The sequence below is a fragment of the Streptomyces niveus genome (assembly GCF_001723055.1).
Taxonomy (GTDB): domain Bacteria; phylum Actinomycetota; class Actinomycetes; order Streptomycetales; family Streptomycetaceae; genus Streptomyces; species Streptomyces niveus.
Genome location: NZ_MDCR01000036.1, coordinates 23,815 through 40,589 on the forward strand (window position 1 = coordinate 23,815; position 16,775 = coordinate 40,589).

10 protein-coding genes are annotated in these 16,775 nt (G+C 69.4%); 8 read left to right on the plus strand and 2 right to left on the minus strand.

Annotated features, from left to right (window positions below; translation table 11 throughout):
* Positions 1-96 precede the first annotated feature (96 nt).
* Positions 97-2,775: a transglycosylase domain-containing protein gene (locus tag BHU15_RS05090; protein ID WP_069626057.1), complete on the minus strand. Its 2,679-nt coding sequence runs from the start codon at positions 2,773-2,775 to the stop codon at positions 97-99.
* Positions 2,776-3,136: 361 nt separating this feature from the next.
* On the opposite strand from BHU15_RS05090, the gene BHU15_RS05095 reads away from it, so the two are divergent.
* From BHU15_RS05095 to BHU15_RS05105, 3 genes are all read left to right on the plus strand, one after another.
* The gene (locus tag BHU15_RS05095) at positions 3,137-3,940 is read left to right on the plus strand and encodes a PadR family transcriptional regulator (RefSeq protein ID WP_255293026.1); all 804 of its coding nucleotides are present in this window, start codon (positions 3,137-3,139) and stop codon (positions 3,938-3,940) included.
* Complete coding sequence (locus BHU15_RS05100) at positions 3,922-5,004, plus strand: inositol-3-phosphate synthase (protein WP_031230674.1); 1,083 nt, start codon at positions 3,922-3,924, stop codon at positions 5,002-5,004. The genes BHU15_RS05095 and BHU15_RS05100 overlap by 19 nt, the downstream gene beginning before the upstream one ends.
* Positions 5,005-5,117: 113 nt before the next feature.
* A complete protein-coding gene (locus BHU15_RS05105; protein ID WP_069626089.1) occupies positions 5,118-6,383 on the plus strand; it encodes an MFS transporter in 1,266 nt (421 codons plus the stop codon).
* Positions 6,384-6,505: 122 nt separating this feature from the next.
* On the opposite strand, the gene BHU15_RS05110 is transcribed toward BHU15_RS05105, so the two are convergent.
* Entirely contained in the window at positions 6,506-7,975 is a 1,470-nt protein-coding gene (locus BHU15_RS05110; RefSeq protein WP_079127906.1) for a CCA tRNA nucleotidyltransferase, read from the minus strand.
* 189 nt (positions 7,976-8,164) lie between these two features.
* On the opposite strand from BHU15_RS05110, the gene BHU15_RS05120 reads away from it, so the two are divergent.
* The 5 genes from BHU15_RS05120 to BHU15_RS05140 all read left to right on the plus strand — a co-directional run bounded on the left by BHU15_RS05120 (position 8,165) and on the right by BHU15_RS05140 (position 16,663).
* Positions 8,165-10,681, plus strand: a complete 2,517-nt coding sequence (locus BHU15_RS05120; RefSeq protein WP_069626060.1) for a DUF6049 family protein — start codon at positions 8,165-8,167, stop codon at positions 10,679-10,681.
* A 45-nt stretch (positions 10,682-10,726) separates the two neighbouring features.
* Complete coding sequence (gene murJ / locus BHU15_RS05125) at positions 10,727-13,045, plus strand: murein biosynthesis integral membrane protein MurJ (protein WP_069626061.1); 2,319 nt, start codon at positions 10,727-10,729, stop codon at positions 13,043-13,045.
* Positions 13,046-13,164: 119 nt separating this feature from the next.
* On the plus strand, positions 13,165-14,958 hold the full coding sequence (locus BHU15_RS05130) for a protein kinase family protein (RefSeq protein ID WP_069626062.1): 1,794 nt from the start codon (positions 13,165-13,167) through the stop codon (positions 14,956-14,958).
* Between the two features lie 29 nt (positions 14,959-14,987).
* Positions 14,988-15,737 carry an RNA polymerase sigma factor SigM gene (gene sigM, locus BHU15_RS05135; protein WP_069626063.1) on the plus strand — a complete coding sequence of 250 codons (750 nt, stop codon included), beginning with the start codon at positions 14,988-14,990 and terminating at the stop codon, positions 15,735-15,737.
* Positions 15,734-16,663 carry an anti-sigma factor family protein gene (locus tag BHU15_RS05140; RefSeq protein WP_069626064.1) on the plus strand — a complete coding sequence of 310 codons (930 nt, stop codon included), beginning with the start codon at positions 15,734-15,736 and terminating at the stop codon, positions 16,661-16,663. Before sigM ends, BHU15_RS05140 begins: the two co-directional genes overlap by 4 nt.
* The last annotated feature ends 112 nt before the right edge of the window (positions 16,664-16,775 follow it).

Here is a 16,775-nt window from a genome sequence, read left to right on the forward strand (position 1 = left end):
CGGCCCTGGCGCGGCGGCCTCGGTGTCGTCACAGGGCTTCCGGCCCGTTACGGACCCCTGTCCGGCCTCTGGTCTCCTGGCCGGTCCCGGGTGTCCTCAGCCTCGCCCGCCGCCGAAGATGCCGCCTCCGTTGTTGCCGCCTCCGTTGTTGCCACCCTCGGCGTCTCCGGTTGAGGGTGGCGGACTGGACGAAGTGCCCGGGCCTCCGATCACGCCGCCGGGATCCTCGCCGCCAGGACCACCCGGATCACCGGCGCCTCCGTCCTCACAGCCGTTCCACTGGTCACAGGTTTCGGACGCCGTCTCGGACGGCGTCGTCGAGGGGGACTCGGGCGCCGACTCGGACGCCGACTCCGAGGGGGACTCGGTCACCGACTCGGACGGGGACGGCTCCTCGCTCTTCGAACCGCCGCCGTAGACAGCCTCGCCGATCGGCTCGGGCTCGGGGAACTTCAGGAGATCCTTCCCCTTCATCGCCACCGTCATGTAGTCCTGCCAGATGTCGGCCGGGAACGACGCACCATGGATCTTGTCCTGGCCACCGGTGCCGAACATCTCCAAGAACTCGCGGTTCTTGTTCTCCGCGTTGTCGTCCAGCCGGTACATGTCGATGGCGGTCGACAGCTGCGGGGTGTAGCCCACGAACCAGGCCGACTTGTTTCCGTCGGTGGTACCGGTCTTGCCGGCCACCTCACGGCCGTCCGGCAGCTGGGCCGAGGTGCCCGTGCCGCCCTTCTCCATGACCACGGACTTCAGCACGTCCGTCACGTTGTGCGCGATGTCGGCGTCGAACTTGTTCTCCGCCTTCTCCTTGTGCTTGAAGACGGTGACGCCCCGCTCCTTGACCTCCTCGACGGAGTAGGGCTCACGCTGGGTGCCGTTGTCGGCGAAGGTGGCGTACGAGGCCGCCATGCGGATGGCGCTGGGGTCGGAGATACCGATGGAGAACGAGGGGTTGTCACCGCTCGGAAGGCTGTCCTCCAGCAGTCCCGCGTCGACAGCTGCTTCCCTGACCTGCGGAATGCCGACGTCCATGCCGAGCTGGACGAAGGGGGAGTTGGCCGAGACCTTCATGGCTTCACGCAGATCGATGTCGCCGTAGGACTCGTCACCGTCGTTGCGCTGGAGCCACTCCTTCCCTTCCTCGTTGGTCCAGATCTCGCCGTTGTATTCCTTGATCTTCAGCTTGTTCTTGCTGCTGTACCGGCTCTTGTCCGGCGAGACCGGCGTGCGCTGCTCGAGGCTCTGGTTCGGACCGAGCTTGGGGTCGCGTACACCGTCACGCATCGCCGCCGCCAGCACGTACGGCTTGAAGGTCGATCCGACCTGGGCACCCGTCTGGTCGGCGTTGTTGGTGAAGTGCTTGGTGGCGTCCTGACCGCCGTAGATCGCGACGATCTTGCCGGACTCGGGCTCCACCGAGGCGCCGCCGAACTGCACGTGGGTGTCGGTCTTCGGGCGCTTTTCGGGGTCGATGTTCTTCTTGTAGACGTCGGTGACGGCCTTGTTGAGCGCGTTGACCTTCTTCTCGTTGAAGGTCGTCTTGATCTCGTAGCCGCCCTTGGCCAGGTCGTCGGCCGTGATGCCCCGGTCGTTGTTGTTGATGAAGTAGGCCTTGGCGAGGTCCACGAGGTAGCCGATCTGGCCGCCGAGCTGGGCGTCCTTCTTCGGCTTGTCGGGCATCGGGAATTCCTTGTACTTCGCCCGCTCCGCCTCGGGAAGGTGCTTGTCCTTCACCATCTCGTCGAGAATCCAACTCCAGCGCTTCGTGGCGCGCTCGGTGTTGTTCTTCTCGGTGGCGTTCGCGTCGATCGACGGGTTGCCGTTCGGGTCGTAGTACGTCGCGCCCTTGAGCAGCGTCGCCAGGAAGGCGCACTCGCTCGGGTTGAGCTCCTTGGAGTCCTTGCCGTAGTACGTACGGGCCGCCGCCTGGATGCCGTAGGCGCCACGTCCGTAGTAAGAGGTGTTGAGATACCCCTCCATGATCTCGGGCTTCTCCATGTCGGCGCCGACCTTGATGGAGATGAAGAGCTCTTTGACCTTACGGGTGTAGGTCTGCTCCTGGTTGAGCATGGCGTTCTTGACGAACTGCTGGGTGATGGTCGAGCCACCCTGCGTCTGACCGCCCCTGGCCATGTTGAAGACGGCCCGGCCGATACCCATGGGGTCGACGCCGCTGTCCTCCCTGAACGTCTTGTTCTCCGCCGAGATCACGGCGTTCTGCATCGCTGCGGGGATCTGCTCGATCCCGACGATCTGCCGGTTGGTCTCGCCACCGGTGGCGACCATCTGAGACCCGTCGTCCCAGAGGTAGACGTTGTTCTGCGCCGTGGCGGCCAGGCTCATCTTGGGCTCTTCGACCAAGGAGTACGCGATGGTCGCCGCGGCCAGCAAGCTGCCCATGAAGCCGATGAACAGACCGGTCACGAGCTTCCAGGAGGGCGTCCAGCGCTGCCAGCCGTCCTTGTCGTGACGCGGGTAGTCGATGATCCGCTTCTTACGCGGCGGCCCTCCGCGCGCGCGGCCGGAGCCGGGACCGGGGCCACCCCCGCCACGGCGGCCCCCGCCACGGCCACGCTGCGCGGCCCTGCGTGCTTCGGCCCGGCCTCCGTAAGAAGGCTCCGGATCGCCGGATTCGGCGTGGGAGGCCGTGGGGACGCCACGGGAGGGATCCGCGCGGCGGCCGGCCGGCCGCTGGGCGGCACGCCTGGCCGCGGCTCGTCCGCCCCCCTGACCACCCTGCGGCGGTGGCTGTTTGCGACGGTGCTCGCTCATCGAACGACTACTCCTCGGGCAGGCGCGTACGCCTGGAAGCGGCAGTTGAGTTCCGGTCCCCCCGAAATGAATACGGATGTACCCGCCGTAGGGCTCATCCGGCATGCATCCAGAACGATGACGCTCTCACACGTCACGCGGTTCCCGGTGGTCTGCATGCCGCACAGACTACGCAGGGTCAAACCCCTCCCAGACCCGAACTTCATCCCAAACCAGGCAAGTTACTCGCTGTGAATCGGTGATGTGACGCCGTTCACGATGGTCCCTCTTGTCCCATGAGCATCGGTGTTCTATCGTCCCGATGTATCGAGTCGATACATCGGGACGGCATAAGTGGCCGGGACGACGGAGGAGGCGAGCAGTGAGCAGACGCTCGGGCATCCTTGAGTTCGCCGTCCTGGGCCTGCTGCGCGAGTCTCCGATGCACGGCTACGAGCTGCGCAAGCGGCTCAACACGTCGCTGGGGATCTTCCGGGCCTTCAGCTACGGGACGCTGTATCCCTGCCTCAAGACGCTGGTCGCGAGCGGCTGGTTGATCGAGGAGCCGGGCAGTGCCCCCGAGGAGGCGCTCGCCGCGTCACTCGCGGGCCGCAGGGCCAAGATCGTCTACCGGCTCACGGCGGAGGGCAAGGAGCACTTCGAGGAGCTGCTGTCGCAGGCGGGCCCCGACGCCTGGGAGGACGAGCACTTCGCCGCTCGCTTCGCCTTCTTCGGGCAGACGGAGCGCGAGGTACGGATGCGCGTGCTGGAGGGCCGTCGCAGCCGGCTGGAGGAGCGCCTGGAGAAGATGAGCGCCTCTCTGGCCCGTACCCGGGAACGCCTCGACGACTACACGCTCGAACTTCAGCGGCACGGCATGGAGTCCGTGGAGCGCGAAGTGCGCTGGCTCAACGAGCTGATCGAGAGCGAGCGGGCGGGACGGGATCAGCGACGACCCGGCCCTGACAGCCTCGCTCCTGAGCGGAACGGCCCTTCGCGGAGCCCGGCGGGCGGCGCGACGGGCAGCACGACCAACAGCAACACAACGGGAGACTCGGACGGCCTGCCCCGGCCAGCCGGATCCGTCCGGGGAGACCACCCCATGAGGTTCCGCATCAGCGCGGGGCTTCATCGCAACATTGAGATCACACACAGGGAGCAACCAGGATGGGTTCCGTTCGCGTAGCCATTGTCGGCGTGGGCAACTGTGCCGCCTCGCTGGTGCAGGGCGTCGAGTTCTACAAGGACGCCGATCCGGCCGGCAAGGTGCCCGGCCTGATGCACGTTCAGTTCGGCGACTACCACGTGCGGGACGTGGAGTTCGTCGCCGCGTTCGACGTCGACGCCAAGAAGGTCGGTCTCGACCTCGCGGACGCCATCGGTGCCAGCGAGAACAACACCATCAAGATCTGCGACGTCCCGAACTCGGGCGTGACCGTCCAGCGCGGCCACACCTACGACGGTCTGGGCAAGTACTACCGCGAGACGATCGAGGAGTCGGACGAGACCCCGGTCGACATCGTCCAGACCCTCAAGGACAAGCAGGTCGACGTCCTGGTCTGCTACCTGCCCGTCGGTTCCGAGGCCGCCGCGAAGTTCTACGCGCAGTGCGCCATCGACGCCAAGGTCGCCTTCGTCAACGCCCTCCCGGTCTTCATCGCCGGTACGAAGGAGTGGGCGGACAAGTTCACCGAGGCCGGCGTCCCGATCGTCGGTGACGACATCAAGTCGCAGGTCGGCGCCACGATCACGCACCGCGTGATGGCGAAGCTGTTCGAGGACCGCGGTGTCGTCCTGGACCGCACGATGCAGCTGAACGTCGGCGGCAACATGGACTTCAAGAACATGCTGGAGCGCGAGCGCCTGGAGTCGAAGAAGATCTCCAAGACGCAGGCCGTCACCTCACAGATCCCGGACCGCGACCTGGGCGCCGACAACGTCCACATCGGCCCCTCGGACTACGTGGCGTGGCTGGACGACCGCAAGTGGGCGTACGTCCGCCTCGAGGGCCGCGCGTTCGGCGACGTCCCGCTGAACCTGGAGTACAAGCTGGAGGTCTGGGACTCCCCGAACTCCGCCGGTGTCATCATCGACGCCGTGCGCGCCGCGAAGATCGCCAAGGACCGCGGCATCGGCGGCCCGATCCTCTCGGCCTCCTCGTACTTCATGAAGTCCCCGCCGGTGCAGTACTTCGACGACGAGGCCCGCGAGAACGTCGAGAAGTTCATCAAGGGCGAGGTCGAGCGCTAGACCTCTCGGGGGAGCGCGGTTCTTCCTCGTACACGCACCGTCGAAGGGTCTCCGGGCAGTCGTCCGGGGGCCCTTCGCGTGTGACGCCCGTGACGTGTGTGACTCTGATCCACATGTCTGTCGTACGCGATCTGCGCGGGCTCCTGCGTCTGCCCGACTTCCGCCGTCTGCTGACCGTGCGTCTGCTCTCGCAGGCGGCCGACGGGGTCTTCCAGGTCGCGCTGGCCGCGCACGTCGTGTTCTCCCCCGAGAAGCAGACCACTCCCGGCGCCATCGCGTCGGCCATGGCGGTGCTGCTGCTCCCCTACTCGCTCATCGGCCCGTTCGCCGGGGTGCTGCTCGACCGCTGGCGCCGGCGTCAGATCATCCTGTACGGGAATCTGCTGCGCGCCCTGCTGGCCGCCTGCACCGCCGTACTGATCCTCAGCTCCCTGCCGGACTGGCTCTTCTACGCCTCCGCGCTGGCCGTGACCGCCGTCAACCGGTTCGTACTCGCGGGGCTCTCGGCCGCGCTGCCCCGCGTCGTCGAGGACGAGCGGCTGGTCGTCGCCAACTCCCTCTCCCCGACCGCCGGTACGCTCGCCGCGACCGCGGGCGGCGGTCTCGCCTTCCTGGTGCGGCTGGTCCTCTCCAACTCGGACGCCGCCGTGGTGCTGCTGGGCGCCGCGCTGTATCTGTGCTCGGCGCTGGCCTCCGTCACCATGGCGCGCGATCTCCTCGGCCCCGATCCCGGGCTGATCCAGCCACGGCTGCGGGTCGCCCTCGCGTCCACCGCGCGCGGTCTCGGCGCCGGGCTGCGCCATTTGGCCGAGCGGCGTGACGCGGCGGTCGCGCTGGCCGCGATGACGCTGATGCGCTTCTGCTACGGGGCGCTGACCGTGATGGTGCTGATGCTCTGCCGCTACGCCTGGTCGCATTCCGAGGAGGACGGGCTCGCCCTGCTGGGTGTGGCACTCGCCGTCTCGGGAGCCGGCTTCTTCGTCGCCGCCGTCGTCACGCCGTCGGCGGTCGGGCGCCTCGGCGCGTTCGGCTGGATGGTGACATGCGCCGCGTCGGCGGCCGTGCTGGAGCCGGCGCTGGGACTGCCGTTCTCGCCCGCCCCGATGCTCGTCGCCGCGTTCGTCCTCGGTCTGATCACGCAGGGCGCGAAGATCTCGACGGACACGGTCGTACAGACCTCGGTGGACGACGCCTACCGGGGGCGGATCTTCTCCCTCTACGACGTGCTGTTCAACGTCGCCTTCGTCGGCGCGGCGGGGGTCGCCGCACTGATGCTGCCGCCGGACGGCCGCTCGGCGCCCCTCGTGCTGGGCGTGGCGGTGCTCTACGCGGTGGTCGCGGCCGGGCTGTTCCGCTGGAAGAAGCTCGCGAAGAAGTAGCGGAAGAGGTCACGAGGCACAGGGAAGGGGGTGATGTTTCACGTGAAACATCACCCCCACTCCGCCACCGCCGGTCGATGTTTCACGTGAAACATCGACCGGAGCCACGGTCCGACCCGCGCTCAGCTCTGCTGGGCGGCCCACCATTCCTTCAGCGCGCTCACCGCGTCGTCCCGCTCCATGGGCCCGTTCTCCAGCCGCAGCTCCAGCAGGAACTTGTACGCGGCCCCGATCACCGGCCCCGGACCGACGCCCAGCGTCTCCATGATCTGGTTGCCGTCCAGGTCGGGCCGGATGGAGTCGAGCTCCTCCTGCTCCTGCAACTGCGCGATCCGCTCCTCAAGGCCGTCGTAGGCCCGCGAGAGCGCGGCGGCCTTCCGCTTGTTGCGGGTGGTGCAGTCCGAGCGGGTCAGCTTGTGCAGCCGGTCCAGCAGCGGGCCGGCGTCGCGTACGTACCGCCGCACCGCCGAGTCGGTCCACTCACCCGTCCCGTAACCGTGGAAGCGCAGATGCAGCTCCACCAGCCGTGAGACGTCCCGCACCAGCTCGTTCGAGTACTTGAGCGCGGTCATCCGTTTCTTGGTCAGCTTCGCCCCCACCACCTCGTGGTGATGGAAGGAGACCCCGCCGTCCTTCTCGAAGCGCCGCGTCCGGGGCTTGCCGATGTCATGGAGCAGCGCGGCCAGCCGCAGCACCAGGTCCGGCCCGTTCTCCTCCAGGTCGATGGCCTGCTCAAGAACGGTCAGCGAGTGCTCGTACACGTCCTTGTGCCGGTGATGCTCGTCGCTCTCCAGCCGCAGCTCGGGCAGCTCTGGAAGCACGCGCCCGGCGAGGCCGGTGTCGACCAGGAGCGCCAGGCCCTTGCGCGGGTGGCCGGAGAGGATCAGCTTGTTCAGCTCCTCCCGTACGCGCTCCGCGGAGACGATCTCGATCCGCTCCGCCATGGCCTTCATGGCGGCGACGACGTCCGGGGCGACCTCGAAGTCAAGCTGCGCGGCGAAGCGCGCGGCCCTGAGCATGCGCAGCGGGTCGTCGGAGAAGGACGCCTCGGGGGTACCAGGCGTACGCAGTACACCGGCCGCGAGGTCCTGGAGGCCCCCGTGCGGATCGATGAACTCCTTCCGCGGCAGCGCGACGGCCATCGCGTTGACGGTGAAGTCCCGGCGTACGAGGTCGTCCTCGATGGAGTCCCCGTACGACACCTCGGGCTTGCGCGAGGTGCGGTCGTACGCCTCGGAGCGGTAGGTGGTGACCTCGATCTGGAAGTCCTGCCGCTCGTCGCCGACCCGGCCCTCCTTCTGGACACCGACCGTGCCGAACGCGATCCCGACCTCCCACACCGAGTCCGCCCAGGGCCGGACGATCTTCAGTACGTCGTCGGGCCTGGCGTCGGTCGTGAAGTCGAGGTCGTTGCCGAGGCGACCGAGGAGGGCGTCCCTCACCGAGCCCCCCACCAGGGCGAGTGTGAACCCCGCCTCCTGGAATCGGTGGGCGAGGTCGTCGGCGACAGGGGACACCCGCAGCAGTTCGCTGACCGCGCGGCGCTGCACCTGGCTCAGTGCAAGGGGAGTCTCTTCGTTGGCGTTCGGCACAACAGAAAAGGGTACGTGCCCCGGTCGGCCGCGGCGTCCGGGTTTCCGGTGCACCGGTTTGCCCCGGCCCATGAGATTCTTCCGATCATGAGGGTCGGTCCCCGGCACTTCGTCACAGCGCACATCGTTACCATGCGTGGACGCACAATCGACGACGACCATTGACGACGATGAGGGACGGGCGGGCGCGTGGCCGAGGCGGCAGACATCCAGGGGATGAAGCACTCTCCTGCCCGCCGATGGCTGGGGCGCACCGGCGCCGTGGCCGCAGGGGTGCCGCTCCTGGCCGGGCTACTGGGGGGCCTCGCGGCTCCGCAGGCGACCGCTGCCGTCTCGACCCCCTCGACGGCCGCCTCAGGCCCTGTCACGGCGTCCCCGGCGAGCACCACGGCCGAGCCCTCCGGGTCGAGCACCGTCTCCATCGCTCTCGACACCCTGGCGCCCAGCGCGCCGACGAAGGGCGACACCCTCACGATCTCCGGGACGGTGACCAACAAGAGCAAGAAGCCGGTCACCGACGCCCAGGTCGATCTCCGGGTGGGCCCGCAGCTGACCGGCCGGACCGCCATCGACGACGCGGTCGAGCGTTCCAACGACACCACGTACGACCCGCTGCCGGTGGGCGGCAAGTACAAGGTGGAGTTCAAGAAGCTCGCCTCGGGCATCAGCTACGACTTCGCCCTGTCGGTGCCGGTGAGCAAGCTCGGCCTGGGGGCGGACGGTGTCTACCAGCTCGGCGTGACGCTCACGGGCCGGACGGCGGCCGAACCCTACGACCACACCCTCGGCGTCCGGCGGACGTTCCTGCCGTGGCAGCCGGAGTCGGTGGACACCAGGACCAAGTTCACCTATCTCTGGCCGCTGATCTCCACCTCGCACGTCTCGGCGGAGACGGGTTCGGACGACCAGCAGACCCCCCTCTTCGAGAACGACGACCTGGCCGAGGAGCTGGCCCCCGGCGGCCGGCTGGAGCAGCTCGTCTCCCTCGGCAGCCAGCTCCCCGTCACCTGGGTCGTCGACCCGGACCTCCTCGCCACCGTCTCGGCGATGACCGAGCCGTACCGCGTCAGGGACGGCAACTCCACGGTCGCGGGCAAGAACCAGCTCGTGGCCAGGACCTGGCTCAACTCCCTGGAGAAGGCCGTCCAGGACAACCCCCACATCGTCGCCCTGCCCTTCGGTGACCCGGATCTGGCGTCCCTGGCCCACGGCGGCGAGACCGTGTCCGGCACCCTCGGCCACCTCCAGGGCTCCAGCGAGGTCGCGGCGGTGACCGTGGAGTCCATCCTCCATGCGCAGCCCGCCACCGACTTCGCGTGGCCCGTGAACGGCGCCGTCGATCCGTCGATCGTCGATGTGGCGACCTCCGCGGGCGCCGACAAGGTGATCTCGCGCAGCGACAGCATCCAGGACAACCTGCCGTACACGGCGAGCGCGGCACGGCCCATCGGCGGCGGTACGACGGCCGTCGTCAGCGACACCCGGCTGTCCACGGCCTTCGAGGGCGACGTGACCACGGCGGGCAGTTCCACGCTGGCGGTCCAGAAGTTCCTCGCCCAGTCGCTGGCCGTGACCCTCCAGGACTCCTCGAAGCAGCGCAACATCGTCGTCGCCCCGCAGCGGACGCCGTCGGCCAGCCAGGCGCAGTCCATGGCCCGTGCCCTCCAGGGGCTGGACGGGCAGCGCTGGACGCAGTCGTCCGACCTGGTCGCCGCCGCCGCAGCCAAGCCCGACACGAACGCCACGACGAAGGTGCCCGGCGCCTCGCGGTATCCGGACAAGCTCCGTGACCAGGAACTCCCCCCGTCGGCGTTCGAGGAGATCAAGGGGATCGACGAACGCCTCGGGAAGTTCAAGGCGATCCTGACCCTGCCCGACCGGGTCGCGACGCCCTTCGCCAACGCCGTCAACCGGGCGCTCTCGACGTCCTGGCGGGGCGACGCGACAGGCGCCAGGGAGTACCGCGGCTCGGTGAACCGCTATCTGGTGAGCCTCACCGGTGAGGTCCAGCTCATCCAGAAGTCGGAACTGACCCTGTCCGGACGCAGCGCGACCATCCCGGTGACGGTCCAGAACCAGCTGCTGCAAGGTGTCGACCACCTCGTCCTGCGTCTCAAGTCCACGAACAAGACCCGTCTGAAGCTGGACGACGGCAGTGCGGTCGCCCAGCAGACGATCAAGATCGACGGCGGACACACCCAGGTCGTGAAGTTCACCGGCGATGCCAACGCCAACGGGCCCGTGGGCCTCACCGCGCAGCTCTACACCGCCGACGGACGGCCGTACGGCAATCCCATGTCGTTCCAGGTCCGGGTCTCCGAGCTGACTCCCACGGTGATGCTCGTCATCGCCGGCGGTGTGCTGCTGCTCGTCCTGGCCGGGGTCAAGATGTACAGCCAGCGCAAGCGGGCGGTGGCGGCGAAGGCGGCCGAGGACAAGGCAGCCGCGGACGCCGCCGAGGCCGAGGCCGGCGACGCCGACGACTCCGACGGGGACACCGCCGACGGCGACGCCCGCGGCGACGACTCCGAGGACCCCGCCGACGACGGCACGGAGCCCACCCCGGCACCCGCCGCTGCCCCCTCGGCGGAGAAGATTCCCGCAGACATCAACGGCGCCGAACCCGGGCAGCCGAGTGACCCGACCCCGGACACCCGTCCGGAAAGCGGGGACCCGTCGGGCAAGGGTGAGAAAGTGGACCGTTGAGGATGTCGTGGCCGGCCGGCCGGGGACGATGAGGTGGGGTAAACCATGAACGCGCCGTACGACGGTGACCGCGGGCAAGGTCCTGGCGGCGATCCGGCAGGGCATGTTCCGCCGCAGCCTCCCGCCGCCGACCCCAACGCCACCGTGCCTGACCCCGCAGCGCGGGATCCGTACCGCCAGGGCGGCCCGTACGCCCCGGGCCCCCAGGGTCCGTACCCTCAAGGCCCGCACGCCCAGGGTCCGTACACCCAACCGCCGTACGCCCAGGCCCCGTACAGCCCCGAGCAGTACGCGCAGGACGCCTACGCCCAGGATCCGTACGTCCAGGACGCGTACCACCCCGATCCCTACCGCGCGCAGGACCTCTCGGCGCAGGACCCGGTGTCCGAGGCGCTGTACGACCGCGCCGCGCACCCGCCGCCGCCTCCCGGCACCTATCCGGAGACGACGCCGCTCTACCAGCAGCCGCCGGTGCAGCAGTACGCGCCCGATCCGCGTGTCTGGGCGCAGCCCCCGCCGCCGGAGCCCGACGGCCCCTCCCGCCATCTTCCGTTCGGGGACGACGCGCGGACCACACAGTTCATGGGCGTCGACGAGCTCGTCACCCGGGCCCGTACCGACGAAGAGGGCCCCGACGCCTTCGCGCATCTGTTCCGCGATCAGCAGGGGACGGGCCGACCGCAGGCCGCCGCCCCCGAGGTGGCCCCCGCGCCGGCGCCCGCGAAGAAGGCCGGCGGACGGGCCTCGGGCCTGCTGAAGTCCAGCGCCGTGATGGCGGCGGGCACGCTCGTCTCGCGGCTCACCGGCTTCGTACGCTCCGCCCTGATCGTGGCCGCGCTCGGCGCCGCCACCCTCGGCGACACCTTCCAGCTCGCCATCACCCTGCCGACGATGATCTACATCCTGACCATCGGCGGCGGTCTCAACTCGGTCTTCGTCCCGCAGCTCATCCGCGCGATGAAGGACGACGAGGACGGCGGCGAGGCGTACGCGAACCGCCTGCTCACGCTCGTCATCGTCATCCTCGGCACACTGACCGCGCTTTCGGTGCTCGCCGCCCCGCTGCTGGTGCGCCTGATGTCGGTGAGCATCGCCGACAACCCGGCCGCCAACGACGTCGCCGTCACCTTCGTGCGCTACTGCCTGATCACCATCTTCTTCATGGGCGTGCACGTGGTGATGGGGCAGATCCTCAACGCCCGTGGCAGGTTCGGCGCGATGATGTGGACGCCGGTCCTCAACAACATCATCATCATCGCCACGCTCGTCATGTTCATCTGGGTGTACGGCGCCGCCGAGGACTCCGGGATGACGGTCGCTTCCATCCCGCCGCAGGCGGAGCGCCTGCTCGGTGTCGGTGTGGTGCTCGGTCTGACCGTCCAGGCCCTCGCGATGATCCCCTACCTCCGCGAGACGGGCTTCCGCATCCGGCTGCGCTTCGACTGGCGCGGCCACGGCCTCGGCAAGGCCGCCAAGCTCGCCAAGTGGACCGTGCTGTTCGTCCTCGCCAACCAGGCCGGTGTGCTGGTCGTCTCGCAGCTCTCCACGGCGGCGGGCGTCGACTCGGGCACCCAGGGCGCCGGTTACATCGCCTACTCCAACGCCCAGCTGATCTGGGGCATGCCGCAGGCCATCATCACCGTCTCGGTCATGGCGGCCCTGCTGCCCCGGCTCTCCCGCTCGGCGCACGACGGCGACACCGGAGCCGTACGCGACGACATCTCGCAGGGCCTGCGCAACTCGGCCGTCGCGATCGTCCCCGTCGCCTTCAGCTTCGTCGCGCTCGGCATCCCGATGTGCACCCTGATCTTCGGCTCGTCCGGCATCGAGTCGGCGCGCTCCATGGGCTACATGCTGATGGCCTTCGGGCTCGGGCTGATCCCCTTCTCCGTGCAGTACGTGGTGCTGCGTGCCTTCTACGCGTACGAGGACACCCGAACTCCCTTCTACAACACGGTCATCGTGGCCGCCGTGAACGCCGCCGCCTCCGCCGTCTGCTTCGTCGTCCTGCCCTCGCGCTGGGCTGTCGTGGGCATGGCCGCCTCGTACGGCCTCGCCTACGCCGTCGGCGTGGGCATCGCCTGGCGCAGGCTCAAGAAGGTGCTGGGAGGCGATCTGGACGGCTCTCACGTCCTGCGTACGTACGCGAGGCTCTGCCTGGCGTCCGTGCCCGGCACGATCGCCGCCGGCGCCGCCGCCTACTTCGTGCTGGAGAAGCTCGGCAGCGAGGTGCTGGGGTCGTTCACCGCGCTGGCGGTCGGCGGGATCGTCCTGCTGGGCGGCTTCTTCGTCGTCGCCCGAAAACTGCGTATCGAAGAGATGAACGCCTTGGTCGGAATGGTCAGAGGCCGCCTCGGACGCTAGCGCGCGGCGCCCGAGCACAACCATCGTCGGCCGCCGTGTGTCGTGCATAGCGTCCAACTGTGGGCACAATTGGCGTGGCTGTTGGACAGTGCGCAACGGATGGGGAGGCAGGAGCGACGGTGGCGGAACGGAGCACGGCTGCCGTCGAGGTGGCCGACAACAGCGGTGACGAACCGCCGGCCGCCCAGGCGGAGAAGGCCACCACCGACGGGGTGGCGAAAGCCCAGGACGCGACAGAGGACGAGCGGACCGAGGAGTCCGGACCGCCCGAACCGGCGGAGTCCGACCCCGGGAAGCCGGCGAAGTCCGAGGACGGCGACGCCGCGGGACCGGGCGACGGAAAGCGCAGGGAGTCCCGGCCGACCGTGGCCGCGCCCGAACTCCACAGCGGCCACAAACTCGCCAGACGCTACCGCCTCGAAGAGTGCATCACCCGACTGGACGGGTTCAGCAGCTGGCGCGCGGTCGACGAGAAACTGCGCCGCGCCGTCGGCGTGCACCTGCTGCCCGCCGACCACCCGCGAGCCCGCTCCGTACTGGCCGCGGCCCGCTCCTCCGCCCTCCTCGGCGACCCCCGCTTCGTCCAGGTCCTCGACGCCGTCGAGGAGAACGACCTCGTCTACGTCGTCCACGAGTGGCTGCCCGACGCGACGGAACTCACCGCGATCCTCGCGGCGGGTCCCATGGAGGCCCACGACGCCTACCAACTCGTCAGCCAGCTCTCCCAGGCCATGGCCGCCGCGCACCGCGAGGGCCTGGCCCATCTGAAGCTCACGCCCGGCGCCGTCCTGCGCAGCTCCACCGGCCAGTACCGGATCCGCGGTCTCGCCGTGAACGCCGCCCTGCGCGGCATCAGCGCGGAACGCCCGCAGCGCACCGACACCGAGGCGATCGGCGCGCTGCTGTACGCGGCGCTGACCCACCGCTGGCCGTACGAGACCGACGCGTACGGACTCGCGGGGCTGCCGAAGGGCGTCGGCCTGATCGCCCCGGACCAGGTGCGGGCAGGGGTCCACCGAGGTCTGTCCGAGCTCGCCATGCGCGCCCTGGTCAACGAGGGCGCCACCGCCTCACGGCAGGACCCGCCCTGCACCACGCCGGACGAACTCGCCAAGGCCGTCGCCGAGATGCCCCGTGTCCGGCCCCCGGAGCCCACGTTCGCCGCGCCGCCCGAGTACCAGCGCACCACCTACCAGCAGGGCTCGTACGCGCGTCCCGCCACCCGGCCCATCGGCGCGCCCGCCACCCAGCCCGTGCCCGTCCCGCCGCCGCCTCTCCAGAGCCGTACCGGCAAGGCACTGAAGTGGACCGTCTCCGCGCTCCTCATCGCGGTGCTGGGGCTCGCCAGCTGGCAGGTGGCCGACCATCTGCTCAACCGGTCGGACGGCGACGAGACGACGCAGTCCCAGTCGACGGACGGCGAGCAGCAGAAGCCTCCGCCGCGGACCCCGAAAGATCTGAAGATCGCCGACGCGTCGGTCTTCGCGCCCGACGGTGACGGCGTGAAGGCCGAGGACGTCCACCTGGCCACGGACGGCAATGCCGGCACCGCCTGGATCACCCCGAAGTACAACGGGTACGCGAACTACGGCAATCTCCCCAACCGCAAGGGCGGCAGCGGGATAGTCGTGGATCTCGGCAGCGTGCAGGATGTGTACGGCATCGACGTCGCCATGTACCGCGGCGGCCAGAAGGTCCAGGTCCTCGCCGCCGGCGAGGGCGCCTCGTCCCCGTCGGGCCTGTCGGACTTCTCCCAGCGCCTCACCGAACTGGGGCAGACCGGCAGCAATGTGAAGACGACCCTGGACAAGCCCGTCAGAACCAGGTACGTACTGATCCACATCACGGAACTCGCTCCGGAGTCCGCGAACGAGTTCCGGGGCGGAATCTCGGAGATCAAGGTCATAGGCTGACCCTGCGGACCAGGGGAGGGGGCTCACCGTTGGAAGACGCCGCACTCGGCGACGTGAACGACCAGGATCTCCTGGCGCGGCACGTCGAAGGGGATCCTGACGCCTTCGGTGAGCTCGTACGACGCCACCGCGACCGGCTCTGGGCCGTGGCGCTGCGCACGCTGGGAGACCGCGAGGAAGCCGCAGACGCCGTCCAGGACGCGCTCGTGTCCGCCTTCCGCGCCGCCCACACCTTCCGCGGTCAGTCCGCCGTCACGACCTGGCTGCACCGCATCACCGTCAACGCCTGTCTCGACCGTGCGAGGAAGGCCGCCTCCCGCAAGACCTCCCCCGTGGACGACACGGAGCGTCTGGAGCAGCTTCTCGAACCGCACGAGTCGGCCGAGGCCCCCGCCCAGCGCCAGGACCTCCACCGCCAGCTCCTCGTCGCCCTCGCCAAGCTGCCCGCCGACCAGCGGGCCGCGCTGGTCCTGGTCGACATGCAGGGGTACCCCGTGGCGGAGGCCGCTCAGGTACTCGACGTACCCGTCGGGACCATAAAGAGCCGCTGCGCGCGCGGCCGGGCCAGACTTCTGCCGATGCTCACCCATCTGCGGGAGAGCACCGGCGGCACCGGCGAGAGAGGCGGTCTGGGAGCACAAAGGAACCGGACGCCGGGGGCATCCGTCCCATCGGAGCCGGGACCACCGAACAGAGGACCGGACACAGGGCCAGACACCGGACCAGACGCGGGACCACAAGGTCCTGCCGCCGTGAAGGGAGGAGGTGGGCGCGCGTGACGACCACGACCGGCACGACCGAGCACCCCGACGTCTCGGAGATCTCCGACCTCACGGAGGGCCTGCTCTCCCCCGCGCGGAGCGTCGAGCTGCGCGAACATCTCGACGGCTGCTCACTGTGCGCCGATGTGTACGAGTCGCTGGAGGAGATCCGCGGACTGCTGGGCTCGCTGCCCGGCCCGCCGCGTATGCCCGCCGACGTGTCCGCCCGGATCGACGCCGCCCTGGCCGCCGAGGCACTGCTGAGCGCGTCCGCACCGGACCCGCTCACGGCGGACGCGACGGCCGATGTTTCACGTGAAACATCGCCCGCCCCCGCGTCCATCGCCGACACCCCTCGGACGGACCGGGCCGACCGCCCCGCAGGCCGCCCACGGGCGGCCACGGGCCCCGGCCGCTCCCGGCAGCAGCGCCGCCGTCGCGGTGCGATCCTCGGCGCCGTCTTCGGCACTGCGGCGATCGGCGTGAGTGTGCTGCTGTTCCAGACGGTGTCGGGCTTCGGTGGCGACGACGCGTCCTCCTACAAGAGCGACGCGGGAGCGAGCGCGGCCGACAGCGACGGTGCCGCGTTCTCCGGCACCGGGATCCAGGAGAAGGTCCACTCGCTGCTCAAGCCCGCCCCGGCCACCGGCGAGCCACGCGTGGCCGAGGGCCAGAATTCCACCAAGGAGGGACCCAGCACATCGGCGTCCCCCAAACTGACCCAGCAGGTGCCGCCCTGCATCCAGCAGGGAACGGGCCGTAAGGACTCGCCGCTCGCCGCCGAGCGGGGCACGTACAAGGGCGTCGACGCCTTCCTCCTGGTCCTGTCCGACCCCACCGACGGCAATCTGGTGGAGGCGTACGTCATCGACGCCGCCTGCGTCGACAACATCCCGCCCGTCAAGGGTGAACTCCTGCTCTCGCAGAGCTATCCCCGCCGCTGACAGACTGCCCGGCGCCGCCGGGACCTCGCGGGAATGCGAGGCCCGTAGGATCCGTTGGGTGGGGTGAGAGTCCTGAACCGCCCCGTTGGCAGTAGCAGGCAGTCTGCAGAGA